We start from the raw sequence: 19743 nt of genomic DNA on the forward strand, positions 1-19743 counted from the left end.
TCGCTCTCCTCATGTTCGGACCGTGTCGACCGTCAGCATGGCATGCCGGACGTACAGTTTCGAGGCAAACGCGCACCTCGACACCTGCCGCAGTCGTCATGAGAGATCAGTCCTCGTCGATGCAGGCGAGACGATCACCGGCAGTACCGGCCTCACCGGGCCCCGTCATGGTGTGGTGTTCGTGGATCACCAACGACTCGCCTTCATCATCACGGAATTCCCAGTCGACCGTGCTCGTGGCACGGGCATTTCCGCTGTCATCGGTGGTGAAGTCCAACCAGATCTCGTTCTGCGGGTTGGCGTAGGCCGGGTCGGTGGATGGCGAGTCCGGTGTCGCCGCGGGGTCCGCCTGATTCTGATAGTGCGGTCCTGCATCCGCGGGGTCCGGTCCGCACGGTCTCGTATGCACGTGAGCACCGAAGTCGCGGTTGGGCTGGAGACCTGTCACGGTGAGTGTGACGGTGGTACGGCCGTCGTCGTCTTCGGTGTCCACGTCAGCCCGCGCGCCGACCGGCACGGCAACCTCGTCATAGGTCACGGCGTCGACGTCGACACCTCCAGGAAGCGCGAATGCATCGTCGTCGTCGATTCCAGACCCGGGTGCGGGCGTCCCCGAGGTTGCCGTGCCGGTCGGCGGCTCCGCCGTTGTCGTCACGGGGGGCGCTTCGACGGTGGTCGCGTCGTTGCCGCTTGTGTCGTCGCTACACCCGGACGCGAAGAGTGCGGTCAGGGAGATTCCGGCCAGGAATGCTGTGGTTCGGGTATTCATGGCCGGAGGTATACCCGTTCGGAGCTTGAACTGAACACTCCGCCACGGGAGAATTCAGCAGGCTTTCACTCCTGCTGCGCAGCCACGATCGCTTCGAGGGCTTCCGCGATGTTCGCTTCGGCCTTCGACTTGTCCACCCCGGCCGACGACAACGCCCCCGTACCGTTCTCCAGTTCGAGGAGTGCCAGCAGAATGTGTTCGGTGCCAACGTAATTGTGCCCGAGTCTCAGCGCCTCGCGGAAGGTCAGTTCGAGAGCCTTCTTGGCTTGTGCGTCATACGGAATGAGCTCGGGAGGCGTTCCGGTCGTGCTTACCGGCAGCGCGGCAAGAACGGTACGTCGCAGATCGTCGAGCTTGATTCCCTGTGCGACGATCGCGCGAGCCGCGAGCCCGTCAGGATCGGCCAGTAGACCGAGCACGAGGTGTTCGGGAGCGATCTCCGTGCCGCCTGCAGCGCGCGCTTCGTTCATCGACGCCATCACCGCGTTCTTCGCGCGCGGCGTGAACCGGTTGAAGCCTTCATTCGGATCGAGGTCGTTGTCGGCTTTGGTGACGAATTTCTTCTGAGCGGCCTGTTTGGACACCCCCATGCGTTGTCCGATCTCCGACCAGGAGGCACCCGAGCGTCGGGCCTGGTCCACGAAGTGGCCGATGAGGTGATCGGATACATCACCGAGATGATCGGCGGCGATCATGGCGTCTTGGAGTTGGTCGAGGACGTCGGGATGGACCTTCTTGATGGCCTCGATGAGGTCGTCGAGGCGAATCGGGTGAGTGCTGCGTATTGGTTCGGTCATATGTCAACCATAGGTTGACGATAGGCGATCGTCAATCATAGGTTGACGAATACGGGTCGATTTTGCGTCGGCAGCACATGGCGATTGTCGGGCTGGCGTGAGGCCTCCGCAGGCGCCAGGATGCCTTTACTGCCCCGGCCGGCGGATTTGTCGGAGCGCAGCGGCCCGGGCCGCGTTCCGGTCTGTTTTGCCGCCGGCGCCGACGTCGAGCCGGTCGACGGTGACGACGTATTCGGGCAGGTATTCTGTGGTCACCCCGCGGGAGCGCAGCCATTCCGCCATCGAGGCGGTGTCGATACAGCAGCCCTCGTCCAGGACCAGGACAGCGCAGACACGTTCGCCGTAGATCTCGTCGGGAACACCCACCACCGCCACGTCGGTTACTGCAGTGTGACGGCGGACGAGATCCTCGATTTCGAGGATTGAGATGTTTCTGCCGCCCCGGATGATGAAGTCGGCCGTCCGTCCTACCACCCGTATCCGTCCACGGTCGTCGACCTCCACGATGTCGCCGAGGAGCATCCAATCGTCGTCGGTGTACAACTCCTGATTCGCTGCCGGATCCTCCCAATAGCCGGCGGACAGCAGTGGCCCGCGCCGAGAAGTCGGAGTACGCGGCGATCTGCTTCGTGCACAGCAAGTGGTCCAGGTACTCACCCACCGTGCTCACACCAGGGATCGGGGACGCTCCGCCGAACCGCCGACCGTGCTCGTCGTCCCAGGTGAAGTCGACGCCCAGGTCATCCCACCGACGGTGCATATCGCAGGAACACTCCGCGCACCTGGTACGGGTGGGCGCGGTCACGGCGGGCAGGGGATAGGTGGGGCGGCAGTCTGTCGGCATGGCGGTCACGCTCCTGGTTCGTCTAGGGGTGCCACCAACGGTGGAGACAGGGGTGATGCGTTGCGGCACAACACGTCATGCGCGGACGCCAGCAACAGTTCGGACAGCCCGACCCGTGTTGCTCGTTCACTCAGTTCGGCACAGCCACCCCTCGGACAGGGGTGAGGCCCGGCACTTCTTCGCTCGGGCGCTACCGGGAGCCGGGCCGAAACTGATACCCGGCGCAGTGAACTGCGCCGGACACCCGTCCGGTCCCCACGTGGGTTAGCTCCACTGCACGTCGCGGCCGTTCGCAGCCGACCGCAGTCGATGACTCGCCCCACGGCATCGACGCGCCCGAGCCGCACTGCTTGACCGCTTGACTTGACCTACTTGACCGAGGGCGATGGGGGGTATGACCACTGCACTCCAAAAGGTCGTAGACGACCAACTCGCCGCCAGCGGGATGGCCGCCGAACAACTCGACGACGACGCCGCCACATACGTCGCCGCTGGCGTGAAGAACGTCCTGTCCAACCTCAAGGCACGCCGAGCCTGGGAGAACCACATCGGCGCGATCTTGACCCACAAGCAGGCCGTCGACGCCACCGGCTGGACGAAGCAGGCCCTGAGCCAGGCAGTCAAGGACCGTCGTGTCCTGCGCCTCGAAGCCGCGGACGGAACCATCGGCTACTGGTCCGGCGGACTGACCGACACCGCACCACACGTCCCGATCCTCGGCATCAAGGACGTCCTGAAAGCGTGGGCCCACGCCGACGTCCAGGCATGGACCATCGCATCGTGGGTATCGAGCAGGCAGCCTGAACTCGGCGACCGCACTCCCAGACAAGCACTCCTCGACGGCGACACAGCCGAGGTCGTGAAGCTGGCACGGCAGGCCGCTGAACGGCTGGCTTCGTGAGTTCGCCTCGCGCAACACAGCACCTCGCCGCACCACCGTCCCCGAACACACTCCGGGGACGGTTCCGTGTGTTCACCCTTCCCGCCGGCACGACGACGTACCGCACGAACGGCGCCAAGTTCGGGCCATGGTGGTTCGGTTCCAGCGGCGGTGGCCGGTTCGAGACCTGGTGCGGGATCCAGCTCATCCCGAGCACGGAGATCGCACAGCGAGCGATCTCGACGGTGGCGGTGCGTCGAGATTTGCGGGTCGCCGACGCGACCTCGAATGCCGCGAACCAGTTCGGCATGACCTCCGAGATCGCGACGACCTCCGACTACAGCCTCACCCAGCGGTGGGCACGGGAGCTCCACGCCGCCGGCTTCGATGGCATCCGCTACTGGGCGCGCCACGACATGGCACACGTGGACGCCTGCGTCGCCCTGTTCGCACCGAGTGGAGACCGGACCAGCACCGTGGCGATTCCCAGTGACTTCACCGTCCCGAGCACCGCCGCGTTGCCTGATCGCCCCGACCTCTGGGAATTGTTGCGGGAGACCGCCGGGATCGAAGTCCTGCACATCCCCGGCAGCATCTGAACGACGCGACCCCGAGACGCCCGCAGACCCCTCGGGGTGCGCTCGGTCATGGTCAGGAGGCCGCCGCGGTCGGCGGCTCGGCAGCACGGGGCAGCGTCGCCAGCCATGGTAGGAGTCCAGCCGCGATCCGCGCTTGGGGGCCGGCTTGCGCTCTTTCGGCCACGCTGGCGGAGCGCCGCAGTGGGCTGTGCGGATGCCGGCGATGATCGTGCTCGTATGGGTTGATCTTCTCGTGGGTCGGTGGCTGCCAGGTAGGCGTGGCCGCGTTCGGACAGTCCGTAGCCGACCCGCAGGCTGCGGGTCAGGGCGTACCCGCATCGATCCGATCCAGCTGGACGTCGATGTCCGCGAAGTCGGCGGGTGAGAGTACCGCGTTCTCTGCGCGCGCTTCTCGGGGATCGGGGCCGGCCCAAGCCAGGGTGATGCACCAGAGCGGACAGACATGGTCCTCGTGGAGGGTGGCGAGCAGCTCGTCCGGTGTGGCGCAGCCCGCGTCCTGCGCGGCGGTGGCGTCGATCAGTTCGGGATCTGTCTGGTCGATTGCTTCGACACGCACGATTCCGGCCACGGTGCGGAACGTCGATCCGGGTTCGACGCGCGGGTGCTTCCAGCGGCGGTAGGCGACCGTGACTGTCCCGGCGGCGACGTCGTGGGCGATCCGGTTCGTGAGAATCATCGGGCCTCCGCGAGGAACTCGACGAGCGACCGCGGCGCGCGACCCAGAACCTCGGCGGTGTCCGGGAGGACGGGTTCGGCGTGACCGGCGGCAATCGTGGCGAACAGGCCGCTCAGGGTGTTCACGTAGTCGGGGTGCCAATCCAGGTTGAGGGCGGCGCGACGGAAACCCGCCTCGGAGACCGGCTGGTAGGCCACCACCGGCACCGGCGAGTTCCGGCATGCTTCGGCGACCTGGTTGAAGGTCAGGCTCTGCGGTCCGGTGAGCGCGTACTCGCGGCCGTGATGATCGCTGAGCAAGGCTTCGACGGCCACGGCCGCGATGTCACGGGTATCGATGAAGCTCACCGCTGCATCGCCCGTTGGCAGGCACAGTGCGCCCTCGTGTACCTCAGCGAGGGTGCGCAAGGGTCCGTGGGTGAGGTTCTGGAAGAACCAGTTCGGGCGCAGGATCGTCCAGGCGAGATCGCGGTCCTGCAGGTGCAGCTCGACGGCACGCTGCTCCACCTCGGCCGGAGCGTATTCCATGCCGAGTGCGGTCATCAGCACCACACGCTCCACGCCCCGACCCTGGGCGAGGTCGATGAACTCGACCACCCCGCTGCCGAGCCCAGTGACCGAGCGGTGCCCGTCGTCGCCGCCGGGCATGATCAGGAATACCCGGTCGACACCGTCCAGCACGGCCGGCCAGGTTGCAGGATCGCTCCAGTCCAGCGGTGGCGCGCTGCGCCGGGACCCTGCCCGCAGCTCGACATCCCGAGCCTGAAGCTGCGCGGCAACCTCACGGCCGACCTTCCCTGTCGCTCCGGTGACCAGAACCGTCATGCGTCGGTCCCGAGCGCGAAGGCGAGCTGGGCGAGCACCGCATCGCGGTAGTCCAGATCGGCCGAGGCCCGGTGACCCAAGACGAGCGGATAGAGCAGCCCGTCCATTGTCGCGACCAGCACGTCCACGACCGCCGTGACCTCGAATCGGGAGGAGAACGCCCCGGCGTCCACCCCACGCCGCACCGTCTCCAGGAAGGGCTCCCGATACTGCCCGGCCAGTACCGCGGCATGCGCGCGCAGCTCCGCGTCGTGAGCCGCGGCGGTCCAGAACTCCATCAGCATCCGCCATGTGGGCACCGGGGTGGACAGGCCCCGATCGACCAGCGCGACGAGCTGCTGCCACGGATCATCGAACCCAGCAGCAAGGTCGTGGAGCGCCGCTACCTCACCGGAGGTGGCACCCCTCAGCGCCTCGATGAGCATGTCCTCACGCGAGCCGAAGTAGCCCTGCAAGGTGCTGACCGCCACCCCGGATGCCGCGGACACGTCGGCGAACCGAGTCCCGGCGAACCCACGGTCTGCGAGCACCTCGACAACCTGACCGAGAACAACTGCTCGCCTGCTCCCGCCTGCGCGCCGGGTACGACTCGATGCCGACTGACTCATAGCCCTACCGTATCACCATACGGTAGGTCGGTACGTCGCGATCGGATCAGAGAACTCTGAAACTGCTTCATAGCCGGGGAGATCAGGTGGTGCCAGGACTCGCCTACAGACGGTGTCGGATGAGACCCCCGAAGCCAGAATCGTTGCGTGGTCACCGTCGGAACGCCGAGTAGTGCGGGCAGGAAGTGTGCCGACCACAGACCGAATCCGAATGGTGCCGGCACCATGGAACACACGACGTCCGAGGCACTGATCCGGCCACCGGACATCACCATCCGAACCCACCCGGTTTCCCTGTCGCGCCGCCACCGGAATGGTCTGTATGTGCGTTACCATCGTTTGGGTGCCCTTCTCGGCTGGGTTTCTGTTGTCTTCGCAAACATCATTGTTCCAGCTCAGAGGGTGCTTTCATGTCATCGACACCCCGGTCCTACTCGCGGATTCAGGTTAGAGCTCGCCTTCAGTGCAACACTGCACAGATATGTATAGAGTTGCAGCATGACCTCGACTATGAACTTGCCGGTGTCCCTCGCGGCGCGTAAGGGTGTTTCCGCCCTCGCCGAGCTGAGCGAGGAGAAGCGTGTGGCCTTGACCAGTCACGGTCGCGTGGTCGCCGTCGTGGATTCTCCTGCCCGTGTTGACGCCGAAGTCCGCGAGGTCCGCGACGCCGCCTGGGCCGTGGTTGAAGCCGCGGCTGATCTGGCCTCTCAGCGTTCCCGCCGGTACAGCCTCGACGAGCTGTGCGCGAAGGTCGGCGTCGACGCCGGTCGTGTCCGAGAGCGCGCGGCGCAGCTGCGCACGCAGTCGGATGCGCGGTAACGAGCGACTGCCTGGCGATCAGGCGGAGATGGTCTTCTCCGAGCCGTTCCTGCTGTACCTCGACGAGCTGACGACCGATGAACGGGAGTCGGTGATCTCCGACGTCGTGGCGCTCTGCGGCAATCCGGTCGGTAAGCACCCGTTGAGCAACAAGTCGGCCACCGACCGCCTCGCGGGCCTGAACACTGTAGAGGTGCTGAACAAGAGGCACCGCGTCATCTTCTCCGCGCGCATCGAACAGGGCGTCGGGCTCATCGAGGTGATCTGCGCAGGTCCCCGAACCGGGAACGCGGTGTACGACGTCGCGAACGCCCTCGTGCAGTCGGGGCAGCTCACCGAGGAGGAGGCTACGCAGGTCTGGGACGCCCTTGCGTTGCTGGACGTCATTACCGAGACTGTGGGGCTCGACAACTGGGACTACACGCCCCAACCTGCCGAGGCGCACCTCGTCCGCGCGCTGGTGCAACTCAGGCTTCTCCCCGAGGAACTCGCTGTGGTTGTGTCCCGCCCCGAGGCCGAAGCGGCGATGCGCGACGGATACGACGAGTCGGGCCAGCCCAACCAGCACGCTGCTTTGGCGGCAGTGATGCGCGCGGCCCGCAGTCGATCGGACTACGGTGATGCAACCGACGTCCTCAAGCGTCGGACCGAGGAACGTTGCGGTGCGGATATGCCGCGGGCGCGGGCGACGTGCATCCGCCGTGTCGGCCACCCGGGGCCGCACCGCGCTACTGCCTGAACCCGGGACCGGGTCCGGTGGTGGTGCGATGGGCGACGTCGACCGGACTCCAGAGTCGTTCGGCGCACAGGCTGAGCGGCTCGCCGCTCAGGCCTGGCGGTACGCGCAGGGGTTGTGATCGGTACTCAGCAGCGGTGTACTCCAGCGCACCGCCCTGGTCACCCACCGAACAGTGGACCTCCTCCGAATACATCTCGGTGTGAATCCGGGTGGTTTCCTTCGACGTCCACAACACCGTAGTCCAGTGCCGCTTCTGCAGTGATCAGCGTGGATCCATTGCGTTCGTTCACCTTCGGGTCGGCAGCGAGCGCCGCGACCACCCGGCCGATGAACTCGGGAGTCTCAGCGTTGGCGAGCGGGAAGCCCTGGAAATTGTCGAGCCCGCGGGCAAGCATGGCCTCGTTCTTCACGAGCCCCGGCCACAGCGACAGTGCCGTCACCCCCGTGTCGCGCAGGTCGACCGCCATGTCCGCAGCCATCTTGTCCAGACCCGCCTTCGACATCCCGTACAGCACCGAATGCAGGTATCCCCGGGTACCGAACGACGAGATGTTGACGATCATCCCGCTTTCCCGAGGCACCATGAGCTGCGCGGCCTCGACCGAGGCGACGTAGTGAGCGCGCAGGCCGATTCCGATGAGACTGTCCCAATCGTCGATGGGGCGTTTCCAGAACGGGTCGGAAAAGCCTGCGAACCCTTTCGGGCTCGCCCACACATTGTTCACGAGCAGGTCGAGGCGGCCGTCCTGCTCTTCGGCGATACGCGCGACGAGTTTCTGGATCTGCGCGTCGTCGCCGTGGTCGCACTGCACCGCGATTCCGCGTCCGCCACGTTCGGTGACGGTGGCGGCGGTGTCGTCGAGCGGACCGCCCACACCGACCGGGCCGCGCGCGGTGACGTACACCGTCCAGCCTGCAGACCCGAGCGCGCACGCGATCCCTTTACCGACGCTGCGACTCGCACCGGTGACGAGAGCGATCTTCTGTTCTGCCGTGTCTCCGTGCTCCGCCATCTCACTGCACCACTTTCACATCGTCGGTCAGGGCACGTTCGATCGACCAGAGCATCTTCACGTGGCACCGGGAGATCTTCCATTCACCGTCTTCGACGAGGTAGTCGTCGTCGTAGTCGAGCGCGGTGACCCGCTCCGTACCGGCGTTGAGGTCCACCTGGCGGAACCGCAATGTCCAGGCGCCGGCGGCCGTGTCCGCTCCGGTAATGGAAATGCTCGGGTGCATGCCGTGATGCATGTCGAGGATGACGTACCGGTCGTCGACGCGCTGAAGTGCGATGCGCGAATAGATGTCGACGAGTCCGTCGGCGTCGTCGAAGCTGCCGAGCGCCGGCCCGTAGTAGATGTCGGCACCCGTCGCGATGAAGCATGCGCGCATCGCCTCGGGATCCTTGGCATCGCATGCGCGGAAGTACCGGTGCTTGAGCATCTTGATTTCTTCGAGCGCCTCGAGACGTGCGAGGCGGTCTTCCACGGTCGGCATGTCCTGGTCCTTCCGGCGGAGATACGACGGGCACCGGCCGTGCCCGCTGCGCCATCCTTACATGGAACGTGTTTCAGAAAATACCCGTCATCCCGGCCATCGGCCGGGTAGCAGCCTGCCTGCCCGGCAGAATGCCTGCCACTTGCAGTTTCCAGACCCGGAGCCGCGCGGCCACGGTTGTGACATATCCAAATTCGCTCGGATACCCGTGACGAATCGAGCATCGGCTCCGATAGAGGGGTGGCACATGTACCGACAGGTCGGACGGCTGTCAATCTATCGGAGGAGTGTTCATGAGCAAGCGAAACATGCGTCGTATGGGTGCGTCCGCACTCACCGCGGTCGGGTTGGGCGCCGCGATGGTGGCCGGCGGGGGCGTCGCGCACGCAGCGCCGACGTCCACGGATATGACGTGCACGAGCGCGAATCCGCTCCCTTGGGCTCCGGCGTTCACGTGGAACATCCGGGCAGGGTCCGGCGAATCACTTCCACCGGGCGGCGACGACCTTGTGCCGTCGCTCCTGCTCAGCGGCGGTAACGATCTGCCCTACCCCCCGGCCGGACTCATCCCGAGCATCGGCCCCAACTGGTACGGCACGCAGGTGCTGGTCGACTGGAACAACACGACCACGGGAGAATCCGGGCGTAGCGTCAGCGACCAGGAAGCGTGGAAGCAGAATCCCGGTATACCGGTCAACCGTGCGTTCACGGGGACGGGGACGGTCGATTTCACCGTCACCGTTCAGACCGGCGGCGGATGGTGGTTCGTCAACACCCAGAACGCGGTGTGCGAAGGCACCATTGACATCGTCGAGCGAGGCCGGTAACCGAACGAGCCCGACACAAGGCCGCTCGCACCCCGTGCGAGCGGCCTTCTCAGCTCACGAGCACCAGCACGAGCGCGGCAACCGCGAGGACGTCGAGCCCACGAATCCGTTGCCGGATCAGGTCGACGGGGATCTGCCCCACCGCCGTCTCCAGAATCAAACCGTCGTAGTCCGTATGGGGGTGCGTCCGCGCTCGATAGGTCGCGGCACACGCTCCAACCAGGCAGATCACCATCACCATGGGATTCGTCGCCGTCAGAATCGCCGTCAGAATTGTTGTCATTACAGCGAATACGGCCGGAACCACCATCAGTGGCATCTGCACTGCTCGATCGTCCGCACCGAGCATGGCCCGTAACTCACTGTTGGCGGCCAAATCCCGCAGACCACCGCTGAAAGCCATTGCCACAACAAAGGCCAGTGCGAGGTGCACGAATACCGACGCCAGCGGAGACAGTATCGCCACCAGCGTCGATCCCACGAACACTGCGCCGACAACCACCAGAAGCGACGACGGACGTCGCCGATGACGCAGCACATCGCTGCGGATCAACGCGCGAGCACGACCCCTCGGTAGGGTGCGCGACGGAGTGCGGGCCACCTGACGCCATGCGCGCTGCCCGGCAACCCCGGTCAGCACCGACAGGTCCAGTGCCGTGAGTGACACGTTCGCTGCAACGGCCATGTCGGATCCCTCGGCGAGGTCGGCGAGGCTGATACGGCCACACAGCGACACGGCAGCAACACCGACCAGCAGCGCCGCGACACCCGCAAGGACAACCGGGGTCCATGTGACGACCATCGGTACCGTCACGCCTGCCGCAGCGCACACCACCGCTGCACACCCGATCAGCACCCACACCACCGTCAACACACGAGGGATCCACGCGGGCAACAGAGTGCATTGCACAAGTACCGCCGCGGCCACAACACCGAGTCCGATACTCGCCCCGAAGGCCGTGAACGGAACCCACGTTGCGAGAGCTCCGGCGAAAGCCGCGACACGCCCCGCTGCGGCACCGAGCAGCGCACCGACGCTGAGCGCCGCCAGCACACGCGACCGTAGGAGCCCCCCGCGATCGACCGGGGTGGACAGCACCCACCACACCGTATCGCTCCCGGTGGTGACCGGTCCGAGCGCTCGCGCCGCGGTGGTGGCCAACGCAGTGAGAATCGCGAACACCACCCAACCCCAAGTCGGACCCCATCCTTGGCCTTCCGCGAACAGGCGTGACTCGGTGAGGACGGTCGGCGGACGCGTCGCCAGCCACCATATGAGTCCACCACACACGTAAACGCCGAGAATCGCCACGAAGATCCTGCCTTCGCGCTTCGACCGCGGGGCGTGGGTGCGCTCGAACCCACGCCGCAACCGGTTCAGAGTGCGCACCGTGGGAATGAACAACGATGACTCGGTCAGCGCCATGAGTCTGCGTCCACGGTGTCGTCCGCAATCTCGGTGACGAGAGAGGCATCGTGGGAGACCACCAGCACCGTGGTGCCCGCTCGTTTCTCGGCGCGGATCGCATCGGCCAACCAGGCTCGTCCGTCGGCGTCGAGGTGCTGTTCCGGCTCGTCGAGCACCAAGAGCCGACGAGGCCGTACGAACGCGGACGCCAGGGCCAGTCGACGGCGTTGACCACTCGACATGGTGCTCGGAAGCTGGTCGGCGGCGTCAACCAGACCGACGTCGCCGAGCGCCCGCGATGCCTCGTCGTACGGGTCTGATGCGCCGTGGGCGGTGGCGACGAGCTGCAGATGTTCGTGTGCGGTGAGGTGCGCAAATACCGCGACATCACCGACGACGGACGCCACAGCGGCTCGAAAGCCCGGTGACGACTCGTCGACGACGGTGCCCTCGACGGTGATGCTGCCGTGGTCGAGCCGCTCGGCACCGATCACGCATCGCAGTAGTGTTGATTTACCTGCACCATTGGCACCGACGATCGCGCAGCAGTGTCCCGCTGCGACGTCGAAGCTCAGTTCGGTGAATACGCACAGGCCACCGTAGTGGCGTTCGGCGTCGCGTACAGACACGACGGGGTCGTGTGACGACATAGGGTTGTTCTGCCTTCCTCGAAACTGACGGTGTATGCGAGGAAGGCAGACCCGGGTGCGCGCGGCCGTGGACGGCCGGCAGTGTTCGGATGAGAGTGGCGACGGAGTTCGCCGTGACGGCGATGTTCCTCCTCCGTCGGCCCGCGGGTGGTACGACCGAGCGCGAAGAGCAGGTCGTCGGCCCGCCACACCAAGACGAGCGCAGCAACTGCCACGACAGTGACGAGCAGACCCGCGAGCAGCGTCGACGTACTTCCGGCGGAGGTGACATCGACGGTCAGGAAGACCGCGGCGGCCCACGACAGCACGAAGAGGAGTACCTCCACCCCGTTGCGGGTACCGAAGAACATGCTGTGCAGTCTATCCGGCGGGCAGCAATCTATCCCGGCGGGCACTGGAATGCCGTCATGCATGTATACCGGAACAACCGCAGCAACCGCCGCGTGTTCGGGATCCGCCACCACACAGGGGCTTCACACCACGCAGTGAGATCTCGAGAGCGTATCGACGCAACCGCTCTTCACCGCGTCGGCGGCACGCGGTAGCTCTTGATGGCGTTCACCGAGCAATTGATTCGCCCTGCGAACTCTGCGATGGACAATCCGCTAACGGTCACGCGATAGAGTCGGGGAGTGACAGGTTCGAAGAAATCTTCCGCGACGGACAAAGCTGGTGACACAAACTCGCGGACCGCACTCATCGAAGGCGCTCAGCGCCTACTTGCCCAACGGCCCCCGAGCGCGATCACCGGCAAGCAGATTGCGAAAGAATCCGGCGTCCACTACGGCCTGATCTATCACTACTTCGAGTCGAAGGACGCACTGTTCCTGACTGCCATGCAGGAACTGACGTCGAACTACATCGCGTATCGAAGCGCCACAGTCGACCGTTCGATAGCTCTTCCTCGGATGCCGTTCGAAGGTCACGAGTTGTGGTGGAGAGCGGCCGCTAACTTTTCCGCGGACGGTGGTGCATCGTATACGTCGATGGGGTGGACGTATCCGGTGATGAATCACGAGCTCGGTGAAATCCTCGAGCATCATCCGGAGGTATCGGAGTTCGAGGCCAAATCGCACATCGTGCGGGAAGTGTGTCTGAATTTCGGGTGGATGTTCTTCAAGGAAACGCTGGCTCGCGGCATGCAGATAAGTGAGGAGCAGATGGCCGAGCTGGGACATTTCATCTCGGAGAGATGAGTCCCAACTCGACCATCGAGGGGTGCGACGTTCTAGGCAGGGCCACCTGCCGTGTCGGTCCCGACCAGTAAGGTGCCGAGCCGCTTGGCTTCGCGTCCCGGATCGATCAACAAGAAGCCGGCCAGGCCCCCGGCGAGGACGATCACGCCGGATACGATGAAGGCCTGGTTGTAGCCTTGTCCTTCACCGAAAGCGTCGACGATCCACCCGAACACGGTGGGACAGAAGACCCCGGCGGACGTAATGATCGCGACGTAGATGCCCAGGGCTGCCCCGCGTTGCAGAACTGGCAGGAACTCGGAGAGCAACGTCGCTCCGGTGGTGAAGGTCACCAGTCCGAGCCCGAAGCCGATGCACAGGGCGACGATCTGCGCCGTTCCTGGCGCCATCTGTGTGCTGACTATGACGAAGATGCCAGCGAGGGTGACGCTGCCCGCGGCCATGTAACCCCGCGCAATCTTGCTGCTGACGCCGTTCTTCATGAGTTTCTGTGTGACGAACGCTTGGCCCAGCAGGAAGAAGATCGCGGTGAGTGAGACTGACATGACGATAGTCGACGCCCCTTGCGCAGAGTATCCCTGGGCTTGGCGGAGGAAGGCCGGCAGCCACGCGGACACGATCGCCAGTGCCCAGTAGGCGGCGAATCCGACGCACACAGTGCCGATGTAGGTGCGGCTCAGCAGCAGTGTTCGGTAGGGGACTCGTCCGTCGCCGTCGAAGACCGATCCGCTCAGGGCGGCGCCCTTGGCGCTGCCGGTGTAGGGACCGTCCTTGCCGACGAAGAACCAGATCACCATCCACACCACACCGGCGGCACCGACGGCGAAGAAGGCCCAGTGCCAATCGTGGTTGCTGATGATCCAGGTCAGTGCCGGTGCTGCGACAGCGATGCCACCGAACGCACCGACATTCTGCAAGGCGATAGGCATGGTGCGTTCGTGGTCGCGGAACCATTGCGTGGCGGCGTGGAACGACAATCCGGCCGAGGGCCCTTCGCCGAGGCCGAGGATGATGCGCGAAATCAGGATGATGAGGAACCCGGGTGCCAGCCAGATGGAGAATTGGCTGATCGACCAGATCGCGACCATGATGAACAGCAGCCATTTCATGCTGCGTTTGTTGGCCAGGAAGCCGGCGCCGACCGCGGCGAGGGAGAACAGGAAGTAGATCGAGCTTGCGAGCAGTCCGTACTGGCTCGCGTTGATGTTGAGATCGTCCATGAGCGGGACGGCGACGAGACCGAGGACCGCTTTGTCTGCCCAGTTGACCAGGGCGAGGGCGACGAGCATGGCGGTCACTGCCCAGGCTCGTCGGGCGGATCGATGCGCTACGGGTGCAGCGGCAATGGGGGCGGCGTGCGCGCCGACTTCAAGGGACATGCCGATCAACCTTCGATTCTGGTGACCACGTTAGCGGGCCGAGGAGGCTTGTGGGGAGATGGCGTTGAGCGTGAAGTGGCCGAGGTTCACTTCCTGGGTCATGGCCCAGTACTCGAAGGAGGTCCACGGCATGTTGGTGGTGACTCGTCCGACGCTGTTGCGGTACCAGGTGCCGCCGGCCGAGACCGACCAGACCATCTCACCGAGTCGCTGGTCCAGAGCTTCGTTGTAGTCCTCGAAGGCCTCGGGGTTCACCTCGACGACACTGGCGTCGCGCTCGAGCATGGTCTTCACGAGGTCGGCGATGTAGCGCGACCAGTTCTCGGCTTGGAAGAAGATGCTTCCACCGGTGCCGATGTTGGTGTTGGGCCCGTACATGATGAGGAAGTTCGGGAATCCGGGCACTGCCATACCGAGGTAGGCGCGCGGGTCGTCGTCACCCCACACCTCGCGGATGGATTGTCCGGCGCGGCCGTAGATCGAGTAGGACGCCAACATCTTCGATGCTTCGAACCCTGTGGCGAACACGGCGATGTCGACGGGGTGACGCTGCCCCTCGTCGTCGACGATAGCGTCGGATTCGAAGCGAGGAGTGCGGCAGTTGACCAGTTCCACGTTGTCGCGGCGAAGCATGCGGTACCAGCCGTTGTCCCGCAGCATGCGTTTGGTGAACGGCGGGTAGTCCGGCAGCACCTTGGGTAGCAGATCCTGGCGGTCACCGAGTTCGTCCGCGATGTACTGGGTGAGGACTTCACGCATGCGTGCGTTCTCGGCGCTGATCGAGCCGTCGTCGCTGCGCCACGTCGGATCGACTGTCTGGGCTGGGCGCATGACGTCGTTCTGCGACAGCAGGGTGCGGGCACGGAACCATCGTTCGTAGGCGGGCACATTCGCCAGCAACCATTTCTCGCCGTCGGTGACGTTGTCGCTGTAGTTCTCGACGCCGACGTTCCACTGGGCGCTGCGCTGGAAAACGGTGAGTGTGTCGACGACTGGGGCAAGTGTCGGGCCGATTTGATTGCCGCTGGCCCCGGTGCCGATCAGCGCCACCCGCTTACCGTCCACCGCGACCGAGTGGTCCCATTCGGCGGCGTGGAAGGCCGGTCCTTCGAAATCGGTCAGGCCCGGGAGGTCCGGGATGCTGGGGCGATGGAGGAGTCCGGCGGCGCTGACCACGACGTTGGCGCGGATCTCGCGAGCGTGACCGTCGGCAGTGCGGGCGCTCACCAGCCATACCCCGTCGTCCTCGCGCCACTCGGCGGCGAGTACCTCGGTGTTGTAGCTGATGAAGTCGGTCAGTCCCTCGAGTTCGACGCATCGGCGGATGTAAGCGAGGATCTCGGGTTGTTTGGCGTAGTACCGGTCCCAGTCGGGATTACGCGCGAAGGAGTAGGAAAAGTAGTGGCTGGCGATGTCGACGCCGCAGCCGGGGTAGGTGTTGTGATGCCACGTGCCACCGCTGTTGTCGCTCTTCTCCACGACCTCGAACGAGATCCCGAGCCTGTTGAATCGTCGTGCGGCGGCGATCCCGGACAGGCCGGCGCCGATGATGACGATATGGAAATTGTCGGCTGTCTGCGGCCGCCCTGCCGACCACTCGACCTCTGCCGTATCGGACAAACCCATCTCTTTGTGCAGCATCGCGTGCTCAGCAGCGGGCAGGGCGACGCCCCGGGCTCGGTCGAGCAGAGTGTCCACCAGCGACAGCTCAGGTGTGCCGTCGATGCCGACGGACAGGATGGCATCTGCCAGCCGGTTGCGGATTTCGTCGAGGGCATCGTCGGGGAATGTGTGGTCCCAGGGGTTGGCGCCGGTGATGTGGCCTGCCCACCGGTCGGCCGGTGAGGTGTCCTCGGTGAGCTCGCACAGGGTGAGCAGCTGGCTCGCCGGTTCGCCGTCGCGCAGCAATGCCACGAGCTGGTCACGGCTCAGTGTTGTCGGTTCGGTCATGATGTCGGCTTCTCCTCGAGATGTCGCTGGTCGGTGGTGGTCAGGACACGGTCGACGCGGTCGCGCATCCATGTCCGGGTGATGTGGTGTTTGTCGGCTGGATAGCGGTTGAGGACGTGCTCACCGCGCTCGAACAGCGCCATGTGCTTGTCCGGTGAGGCGAGGTGTTCGAGTAGTCGTTCGCCGTCGGCAAGGGAGACCATCGGGTCGGCGTCCCCCTGCAGGAGTAGATAGGGGCAGGTCAGGGCGATGCGTTCAGCGGACAGTTCCATCGACTCGAACACCGCCCGCACGTCCTCGGCAGCGACGTCGTTGCCGCAGAAGGTGCCGAGTTTGCGGGCGTAGCTGCGACGGGTCAGCGTGGAGGGCATCGACAGGACAGGTCCGTTGCTGCAGACGGCCGCGAACACCGGATAACGCGAGGCGATGAGAACGACGAGAGCGCCGGCCATGCTGTTGCCGAGGGCTGTGATCGGCATTCCTTCTGCGCGCATCACCAGGTAATCACAGACCTGCTCGTAGGACTCGAGCCACCGGGTCGTCAGGTAGTGCTCGTGGACGAACCGTGTTTCGCCTTGTCCGGGCCCGTCGATGACCACGGCCACAAAGCCCTCGTCGACCAGCGGCAGCGCGGTGCTTTCCCAGTCCATCGACCACCCGTCGACCCCGCCATGCACCAGCACCACTGGATGAGGGCCCGGCGTCGAGGGAGTGATGACCCACGCGGCCACTGGTCCGCCGACAGTGTCGATGACGACGTGCTCGTACCGAGGATCGTGTGCTCGTGCCGTGGCGAAGTTGGCCGCTGCTGCGAGATACGTTGCGCGCCTTTCGGCGGTGTTCTCGAGGTCCATGACCTGACTGATGCGCTGCAACGACGATGCGCGTGCGTACAACATCGATTGTCCCAGCACGGTCTTGGGTACATCCGGCGCTTCGGCTCGGGCCAGAAGCTGATCGGCCAGCGCCAGCGCCGACCGTTTCCAGGAATCGGTCTCTGCGGCGAGTTCCATCAACCGCAGCCCGTCGCCGAGTTCGACGCCGTAGGCGTGCAGCCGATGCACGGTGAACTGTCGCAGCGCAGCCGCGGTCGTTGTTGCGTCGTCATGTGTCGCCGCGATCCCCGTCGGATAACTGAAGTCGTCGACGAGCGCGGACCGTGCACGTGAGGTCACGGGTATTTCTCCTTCGGAGGTGATCGGGGAAACGCACACCCGTCACGGCCAGCAGGCAATCGGGGCAGGTTTCGGTGCACCGCCGCAGCACTGCGCGGGGCGTGCGATGGGGGGCGCCGGTCCCGGCTTGTCAGGCCCCGTCGGTGGCTGCGGTCATCGCGTCGGAGATGATGCGCAGACCGACGTGACCGACCGCGCCGCCGTCGACGGGGATGTCGACTCCGGAGATCCACGAGGCGGCGTCCGACATGAGGAAAGCGACGACGGGGGCGACGTCGGCGGGCGCTCCGACCCGACCCAGCGGGATCAGACTGAGGTGCGCGTCGATGAAATGCTGCGGCGTGCTGTTCTGCATGGGGGTGTGGATATAGCCCGGCAGGACGCTGTTGACGCGAATGCCGCGGGGCCCCAGTTCCATGCTGGCAATTCGTGAGAGTCCACGAAGCGCCCACTTGCTCACCCCGTACCCGGCGGCGAGGTGCGCGCCGACTCCTGCGATGGAGCTGATGTTGACGATCGACCCACTTCCGGACGACATCAGCGGTGCCATGGCCTGAATCGCCAGCAGCGGGCCGGTCGTGTTGACCGCGATCAGCTTGTTCCAGTCTTCCAGCGAGATATGTTCCAGCCGACCGGCTTTCCCTCGCGCGCCGACGATGCCGGCGTTGTTGACCAATCCGAAGATCGAGCCGTAGGACTTCTCCAGTTCGCCGGCCAGTTGCGACCAGTCGGTGGGCGATGTCACGTCCATGTGCCGATAGGTCACGCCGTGGGGCAGGTCGCCTTCGGGTTCGAGAAGATCGGTGACGACGACCGTCGCCCCCTGGCCGGCCATCAATTCGGCCTCTTCTCGGCCTTGTCCGCGAGCACCCCCGGTCACCACCACGACCCGACCTTCCAGTACTGCATCCATGCGTCCTACCTGCCCTTCTCGGTTGTCACCAACGAACTCCTTCAGCGTGACCGATGCCCGCGGTGGCCGTTGGTTGTGATCTATCCCACCTATAAGATAGGCATTGACTGACAGATCAGTCAACCCATCGGAGGGGTGCAATGACGCGGTACGGGCAGACAACGAAATACGAGAACGGGGCCGGTCGAATGGCGTCGGACCCCCAGGAGGCCGCGGCGAGAGCGCACGACGAGGTGCGTGACGACGAACCGGACTACCGATTCACCTTGGCCAACGAGCGCACTTTCCTCTCGTGGATCCGAACCGCCCTCGCACTGTTGGCCGCGGGCGTAGCGGTGGGTGAACTATTCGCTGATGCGTCCGATGGTGTCGGACATGCCGCACTGGCCGTGACCTGTGTCATCGTGGCGACCACGCTGTCCTTCGGCGCGTTCTACCGATGGCGCCAGGTACAGTCGGCGATGCGCCGCAGTGCACCATTGCCTTCGGCCGTCATCGTGCGCGTGACGATCATCGGAATATGTGTGATCGCAGGTGCATGCGCGCTGGTTGTGATTGCGTGAACGCCGCACCGCACCGAGATCCCGGGCTCCAGCCGGAGCGGACCGTCCTGGCGTGGCGTCGAACTACCCTCACCGGTACCTGTCTCACATTCCTGTGCTATCGCGCCTGGGCCTCGGACCGTCATTGGACAGCGAGTGTCTTGCTGGCCTTCAGCGTGCTGCTTGTTGCGCTGTTGTGTGTCGGTATGGCGATCCGCGCGCGCCGCTATCGACTCGACCATGCCTCACCAGAACCTCTGCCGGCCAGGCTGATGATGGTCACCGTCGCGGTAGTGAACGGCGTCGGCATTTCACTTCTGGCAGCGATCCATCACCCCTGACACGACAATGAGGTGACGTTCCTGCGGCGTCGACATGTGAGCGCAGCCAAAGGTTCCCGCGGTAAGGGTGCTGGTAACCGGTCATGGGCGGGGTCCACCCCCTTGGTGGTCGGTGTGCTCGCGCCGCGGCGATCCTCGACCACGGCAACACCGTGCCATGCGAGGACTACTTCACTTGCATCGCGATCCCTCGACTGCCGACCGGGTCCACCACGACCCCGGCGATCTGCCCGAGTATGTCGGCGCTTGCGGAGCTGACCACCTGGCGGCCGGTGGCGTTGGAGAACCGCATCATCATGCCCCGTTCGGT

Annotated in this window: 24 protein-coding genes; 8 read left to right on the top strand and 16 right to left on the bottom strand. The window is 65.1% G+C overall.

Annotation, left to right across the window (positions count from 1 at the left end; genetic code table 11):
• Positions 1-106: 106 nt before the first annotated feature.
• From ACZI8W_RS05905 to ACZI8W_RS05915, 3 genes are all read right to left on the bottom strand, one after another.
• Positions 107-769, bottom strand: a complete 663-nt coding sequence (locus ACZI8W_RS05905; RefSeq protein WP_463367568.1) for a superoxide dismutase family protein — start codon at positions 767-769, stop codon at positions 107-109.
• 65 nt (positions 770-834) lie between these two features.
• The gene (locus ACZI8W_RS05910; protein ID WP_463367569.1) at positions 835-1566 is read right to left on the bottom strand and encodes a Clp protease N-terminal domain-containing protein; all 732 of its coding nucleotides are present in this window, start codon (positions 1564-1566) and stop codon (positions 835-837) included.
• 126 nt (positions 1567-1692) lie between these two features.
• Positions 1693-2109, bottom strand: coding sequence for an AMP-binding enzyme (locus ACZI8W_RS05915; protein WP_463367570.1), 417 nt, complete (start codon positions 2107-2109; stop codon positions 1693-1695).
• Positions 2110-2804: 695 nt separating this feature from the next.
• Between ACZI8W_RS05915 and ACZI8W_RS05920 the strand changes: the two genes are divergently transcribed.
• Positions 2805-3311: a hypothetical protein gene (locus tag ACZI8W_RS05920; RefSeq protein WP_463367571.1), complete on the top strand. Its 507-nt coding sequence runs from the start codon at positions 2805-2807 to the stop codon at positions 3309-3311.
• A 68-nt stretch (positions 3312-3379) separates the two neighbouring features.
• Positions 3380-3889, top strand: coding sequence for an RES family NAD+ phosphorylase (locus ACZI8W_RS05925; protein ID WP_463367572.1), 510 nt, complete (start codon positions 3380-3382; stop codon positions 3887-3889).
• Between the two features lie 301 nt (positions 3890-4190).
• Here the strand turns inward: ACZI8W_RS05925 and ACZI8W_RS05930 are convergent, their stop codons facing one another.
• Genes ACZI8W_RS05930 through ACZI8W_RS05940 form a run of 3 tightly spaced genes read right to left on the bottom strand, consistent with a single transcriptional unit; the run spans position 4191 to position 5997 of the window.
• Positions 4191-4565 (bottom strand): hypothetical protein, encoded by a 375-nt coding sequence (locus ACZI8W_RS05930; RefSeq protein WP_463367573.1) that lies wholly within the window; start codon positions 4563-4565, stop codon positions 4191-4193.
• Positions 4562-5389 (bottom strand): NAD(P)H-binding protein, encoded by an 828-nt coding sequence (locus ACZI8W_RS05935; RefSeq protein WP_463367574.1) that lies wholly within the window; start codon positions 5387-5389, stop codon positions 4562-4564. Before ACZI8W_RS05935 ends, ACZI8W_RS05930 begins: the two co-directional genes overlap by 4 nt.
• A complete protein-coding gene (locus tag ACZI8W_RS05940; protein WP_463367575.1) occupies positions 5386-5997 on the bottom strand; it encodes a TetR/AcrR family transcriptional regulator in 612 nt (203 codons plus the stop codon). Before ACZI8W_RS05940 ends, ACZI8W_RS05935 begins: the two co-directional genes overlap by 4 nt.
• A 498-nt stretch (positions 5998-6495) precedes the next feature.
• On the opposite strand from ACZI8W_RS05940, the gene ACZI8W_RS05945 reads away from it, so the two are divergent.
• Together ACZI8W_RS05945 and ACZI8W_RS05950 are read left to right on the top strand one after the other, a co-directional pair.
• The gene (locus ACZI8W_RS05945) at positions 6496-6816 is read left to right on the top strand and encodes a hypothetical protein (RefSeq protein ID WP_463367576.1); all 321 of its coding nucleotides are present in this window, start codon (positions 6496-6498) and stop codon (positions 6814-6816) included.
• Positions 6806-7555, top strand: a complete 750-nt coding sequence (locus ACZI8W_RS05950; protein WP_463367577.1) for a hypothetical protein — start codon at positions 6806-6808, stop codon at positions 7553-7555. The genes ACZI8W_RS05945 and ACZI8W_RS05950 overlap by 11 nt, the downstream gene beginning before the upstream one ends.
• Before the next feature lie 158 nt (positions 7556-7713).
• Here ACZI8W_RS05950 and ACZI8W_RS05955 read toward each other — a convergent pair whose 3' ends face one another.
• Entirely contained in the window at positions 7714-8568 is an 855-nt protein-coding gene (locus tag ACZI8W_RS05955; protein ID WP_463367578.1) for an SDR family NAD(P)-dependent oxidoreductase, read from the bottom strand.
• 1 nt (position 8569) lies between these two features.
• Complete coding sequence (locus ACZI8W_RS05960) at positions 8570-9052, bottom strand: nuclear transport factor 2 family protein (RefSeq protein ID WP_463367579.1); 483 nt, start codon at positions 9050-9052, stop codon at positions 8570-8572.
• A gap of 293 nt (positions 9053-9345) precedes the next feature.
• On the opposite strand from ACZI8W_RS05960, the gene ACZI8W_RS05965 reads away from it, so the two are divergent.
• Positions 9346-9879: a hypothetical protein gene (locus ACZI8W_RS05965; RefSeq protein WP_463367580.1), complete on the top strand. Its 534-nt coding sequence runs from the start codon at positions 9346-9348 to the stop codon at positions 9877-9879.
• 49 nt (positions 9880-9928) lie between these two features.
• On the opposite strand, the gene ACZI8W_RS05970 is transcribed toward ACZI8W_RS05965, so the two are convergent.
• Genes ACZI8W_RS05970 through ACZI8W_RS05980 form a run of 3 tightly spaced genes read right to left on the bottom strand, consistent with a single transcriptional unit; the run spans position 9929 to position 12287 of the window.
• Complete coding sequence (locus ACZI8W_RS05970) at positions 9929-11305, bottom strand: DUF6297 family protein (protein WP_463367581.1); 1377 nt, start codon at positions 11303-11305, stop codon at positions 9929-9931.
• Positions 11296-11916 carry an ABC transporter ATP-binding protein gene (locus ACZI8W_RS05975; RefSeq protein ID WP_463367582.1) on the bottom strand — a complete coding sequence of 207 codons (621 nt, stop codon included), beginning with the start codon at positions 11914-11916 and terminating at the stop codon, positions 11296-11298. Before ACZI8W_RS05975 ends, ACZI8W_RS05970 begins: the two co-directional genes overlap by 10 nt.
• Entirely contained in the window at positions 11859-12287 is a 429-nt protein-coding gene (locus tag ACZI8W_RS05980; RefSeq protein ID WP_463367583.1) for a DUF6412 domain-containing protein, read from the bottom strand. The genes ACZI8W_RS05975 and ACZI8W_RS05980 overlap by 58 nt, the downstream gene beginning before the upstream one ends.
• 282 nt (positions 12288-12569) lie before the next feature.
• On the opposite strand from ACZI8W_RS05980, the gene ACZI8W_RS05985 reads away from it, so the two are divergent.
• Positions 12570-13133 (top strand): TetR/AcrR family transcriptional regulator, encoded by a 564-nt coding sequence (locus ACZI8W_RS05985; protein ID WP_463367584.1) that lies wholly within the window; start codon positions 12570-12572, stop codon positions 13131-13133.
• A gap of 32 nt (positions 13134-13165) precedes the next feature.
• Here ACZI8W_RS05985 and ACZI8W_RS05990 read toward each other — a convergent pair whose 3' ends face one another.
• The 4 genes from ACZI8W_RS05990 to ACZI8W_RS06005 all read right to left on the bottom strand — a co-directional run bounded on the left by ACZI8W_RS05990 (position 13166) and on the right by ACZI8W_RS06005 (position 18550).
• A complete protein-coding gene (locus ACZI8W_RS05990; RefSeq protein WP_463367585.1) occupies positions 13166-14512 on the bottom strand; it encodes an MFS transporter in 1347 nt (448 codons plus the stop codon).
• Between the two features lie 30 nt (positions 14513-14542).
• On the bottom strand, positions 14543-16462 hold the full coding sequence (locus ACZI8W_RS05995) for a flavin-containing monooxygenase (RefSeq protein WP_463367586.1): 1920 nt from the start codon (positions 16460-16462) through the stop codon (positions 14543-14545).
• Entirely contained in the window at positions 16459-17637 is a 1179-nt protein-coding gene (locus tag ACZI8W_RS06000) for an alpha/beta hydrolase family protein (RefSeq protein WP_463367587.1), read from the bottom strand. The genes ACZI8W_RS05995 and ACZI8W_RS06000 overlap by 4 nt, the downstream gene beginning before the upstream one ends.
• 130 nt (positions 17638-17767) lie before the next feature.
• On the bottom strand, positions 17768-18550 hold the full coding sequence (locus ACZI8W_RS06005) for an SDR family NAD(P)-dependent oxidoreductase (protein WP_463367588.1): 783 nt from the start codon (positions 18548-18550) through the stop codon (positions 17768-17770).
• A gap of 140 nt (positions 18551-18690) precedes the next feature.
• Between ACZI8W_RS06005 and ACZI8W_RS06010 the strand changes: the two genes are divergently transcribed.
• Positions 18691-19113: a YidH family protein gene (locus ACZI8W_RS06010; RefSeq protein WP_463367589.1), complete on the top strand. Its 423-nt coding sequence runs from the start codon at positions 18691-18693 to the stop codon at positions 19111-19113.
• On the top strand, positions 19089-19433 hold the full coding sequence (locus ACZI8W_RS06015; protein WP_463367590.1) for a DUF202 domain-containing protein: 345 nt from the start codon (positions 19089-19091) through the stop codon (positions 19431-19433). Before ACZI8W_RS06010 ends, ACZI8W_RS06015 begins: the two co-directional genes overlap by 25 nt.
• Positions 19434-19599: 166 nt before the next feature.
• On the opposite strand, the gene ACZI8W_RS06020 is transcribed toward ACZI8W_RS06015, so the two are convergent.
• Positions 19600-19731 carry a hypothetical protein gene (locus ACZI8W_RS06020; RefSeq protein ID WP_463367591.1) on the bottom strand — a complete coding sequence of 44 codons (132 nt, stop codon included), beginning with the start codon at positions 19729-19731 and terminating at the stop codon, positions 19600-19602.
• Positions 19732-19743 lie beyond the last annotated feature (12 nt).

The sequence above is a fragment of the Rhodococcus ruitaii genome, assembly GCF_055230935.1.

Excerpts from the sequence above, each read along its gene's own strand:
- ACZI8W_RS05905 (WP_463367568.1), bottom strand. The coding sequence starts at position 769 with ATGAATACCCGAACCACAGCATTCCTGGCCGGAATCTCCCTGACCGCA.
- ACZI8W_RS05910 (WP_463367569.1), bottom strand. The coding sequence starts at position 1,566 with ATGACCGAACCAATACGCAGCACTCACCCGATTCGCCTCGACGACCTC.
- ACZI8W_RS05920 (WP_463367571.1), top strand. The coding sequence starts at position 2,805 with ATGACCACTGCACTCCAAAAGGTCGTAGACGACCAACTCGCCGCCAGC.
- ACZI8W_RS05930 (WP_463367573.1), bottom strand. The coding sequence starts at position 4,565 with ATGATTCTCACGAACCGGATCGCCCACGACGTCGCCGCCGGGACAGTC.
- ACZI8W_RS05935 (WP_463367574.1), bottom strand. The coding sequence starts at position 5,389 with ATGACGGTTCTGGTCACCGGAGCGACAGGGAAGGTCGGCCGTGAGGTT.
- ACZI8W_RS05940 (WP_463367575.1), bottom strand. The coding sequence starts at position 5,997 with ATGAGTCAGTCGGCATCGAGTCGTACCCGGCGCGCAGGCGGGAGCAGG.
- ACZI8W_RS05945 (WP_463367576.1), top strand. The coding sequence starts at position 6,496 with ATGACCTCGACTATGAACTTGCCGGTGTCCCTCGCGGCGCGTAAGGGT.
- ACZI8W_RS05950 (WP_463367577.1), top strand. The coding sequence starts at position 6,806 with ATGCGCGGTAACGAGCGACTGCCTGGCGATCAGGCGGAGATGGTCTTC.
- ACZI8W_RS05955 (WP_463367578.1), bottom strand. The coding sequence starts at position 8,568 with ATGGCGGAGCACGGAGACACGGCAGAACAGAAGATCGCTCTCGTCACC.
- ACZI8W_RS05960 (WP_463367579.1), bottom strand. The coding sequence starts at position 9,052 with ATGCCGACCGTGGAAGACCGCCTCGCACGTCTCGAGGCGCTCGAAGAA.
- ACZI8W_RS05965 (WP_463367580.1), top strand. The coding sequence starts at position 9,346 with ATGAGCAAGCGAAACATGCGTCGTATGGGTGCGTCCGCACTCACCGCG.
- ACZI8W_RS05970 (WP_463367581.1), bottom strand. The coding sequence starts at position 11,305 with ATGGCGCTGACCGAGTCATCGTTGTTCATTCCCACGGTGCGCACTCTG.
- ACZI8W_RS05980 (WP_463367583.1), bottom strand. The coding sequence starts at position 12,287 with ATGTTCTTCGGTACCCGCAACGGGGTGGAGGTACTCCTCTTCGTGCTG.
- ACZI8W_RS05990 (WP_463367585.1), bottom strand. The coding sequence starts at position 14,512 with ATGTCCCTTGAAGTCGGCGCGCACGCCGCCCCCATTGCCGCTGCACCC.
- ACZI8W_RS05995 (WP_463367586.1), bottom strand. The coding sequence starts at position 16,462 with ATGACCGAACCGACAACACTGAGCCGTGACCAGCTCGTGGCATTGCTG.
- ACZI8W_RS06005 (WP_463367588.1), bottom strand. The coding sequence starts at position 18,550 with ATGGATGCAGTACTGGAAGGTCGGGTCGTGGTGGTGACCGGGGGTGCT.
- ACZI8W_RS06010 (WP_463367589.1), top strand. The coding sequence starts at position 18,691 with ATGACGCGGTACGGGCAGACAACGAAATACGAGAACGGGGCCGGTCGA.
- ACZI8W_RS06015 (WP_463367590.1), top strand. The coding sequence starts at position 19,089 with ATGCGCGCTGGTTGTGATTGCGTGAACGCCGCACCGCACCGAGATCCC.
- ACZI8W_RS06020 (WP_463367591.1), bottom strand. The coding sequence starts at position 19,731 with ATGATGATGCGGTTCTCCAACGCCACCGGCCGCCAGGTGGTCAGCTCC.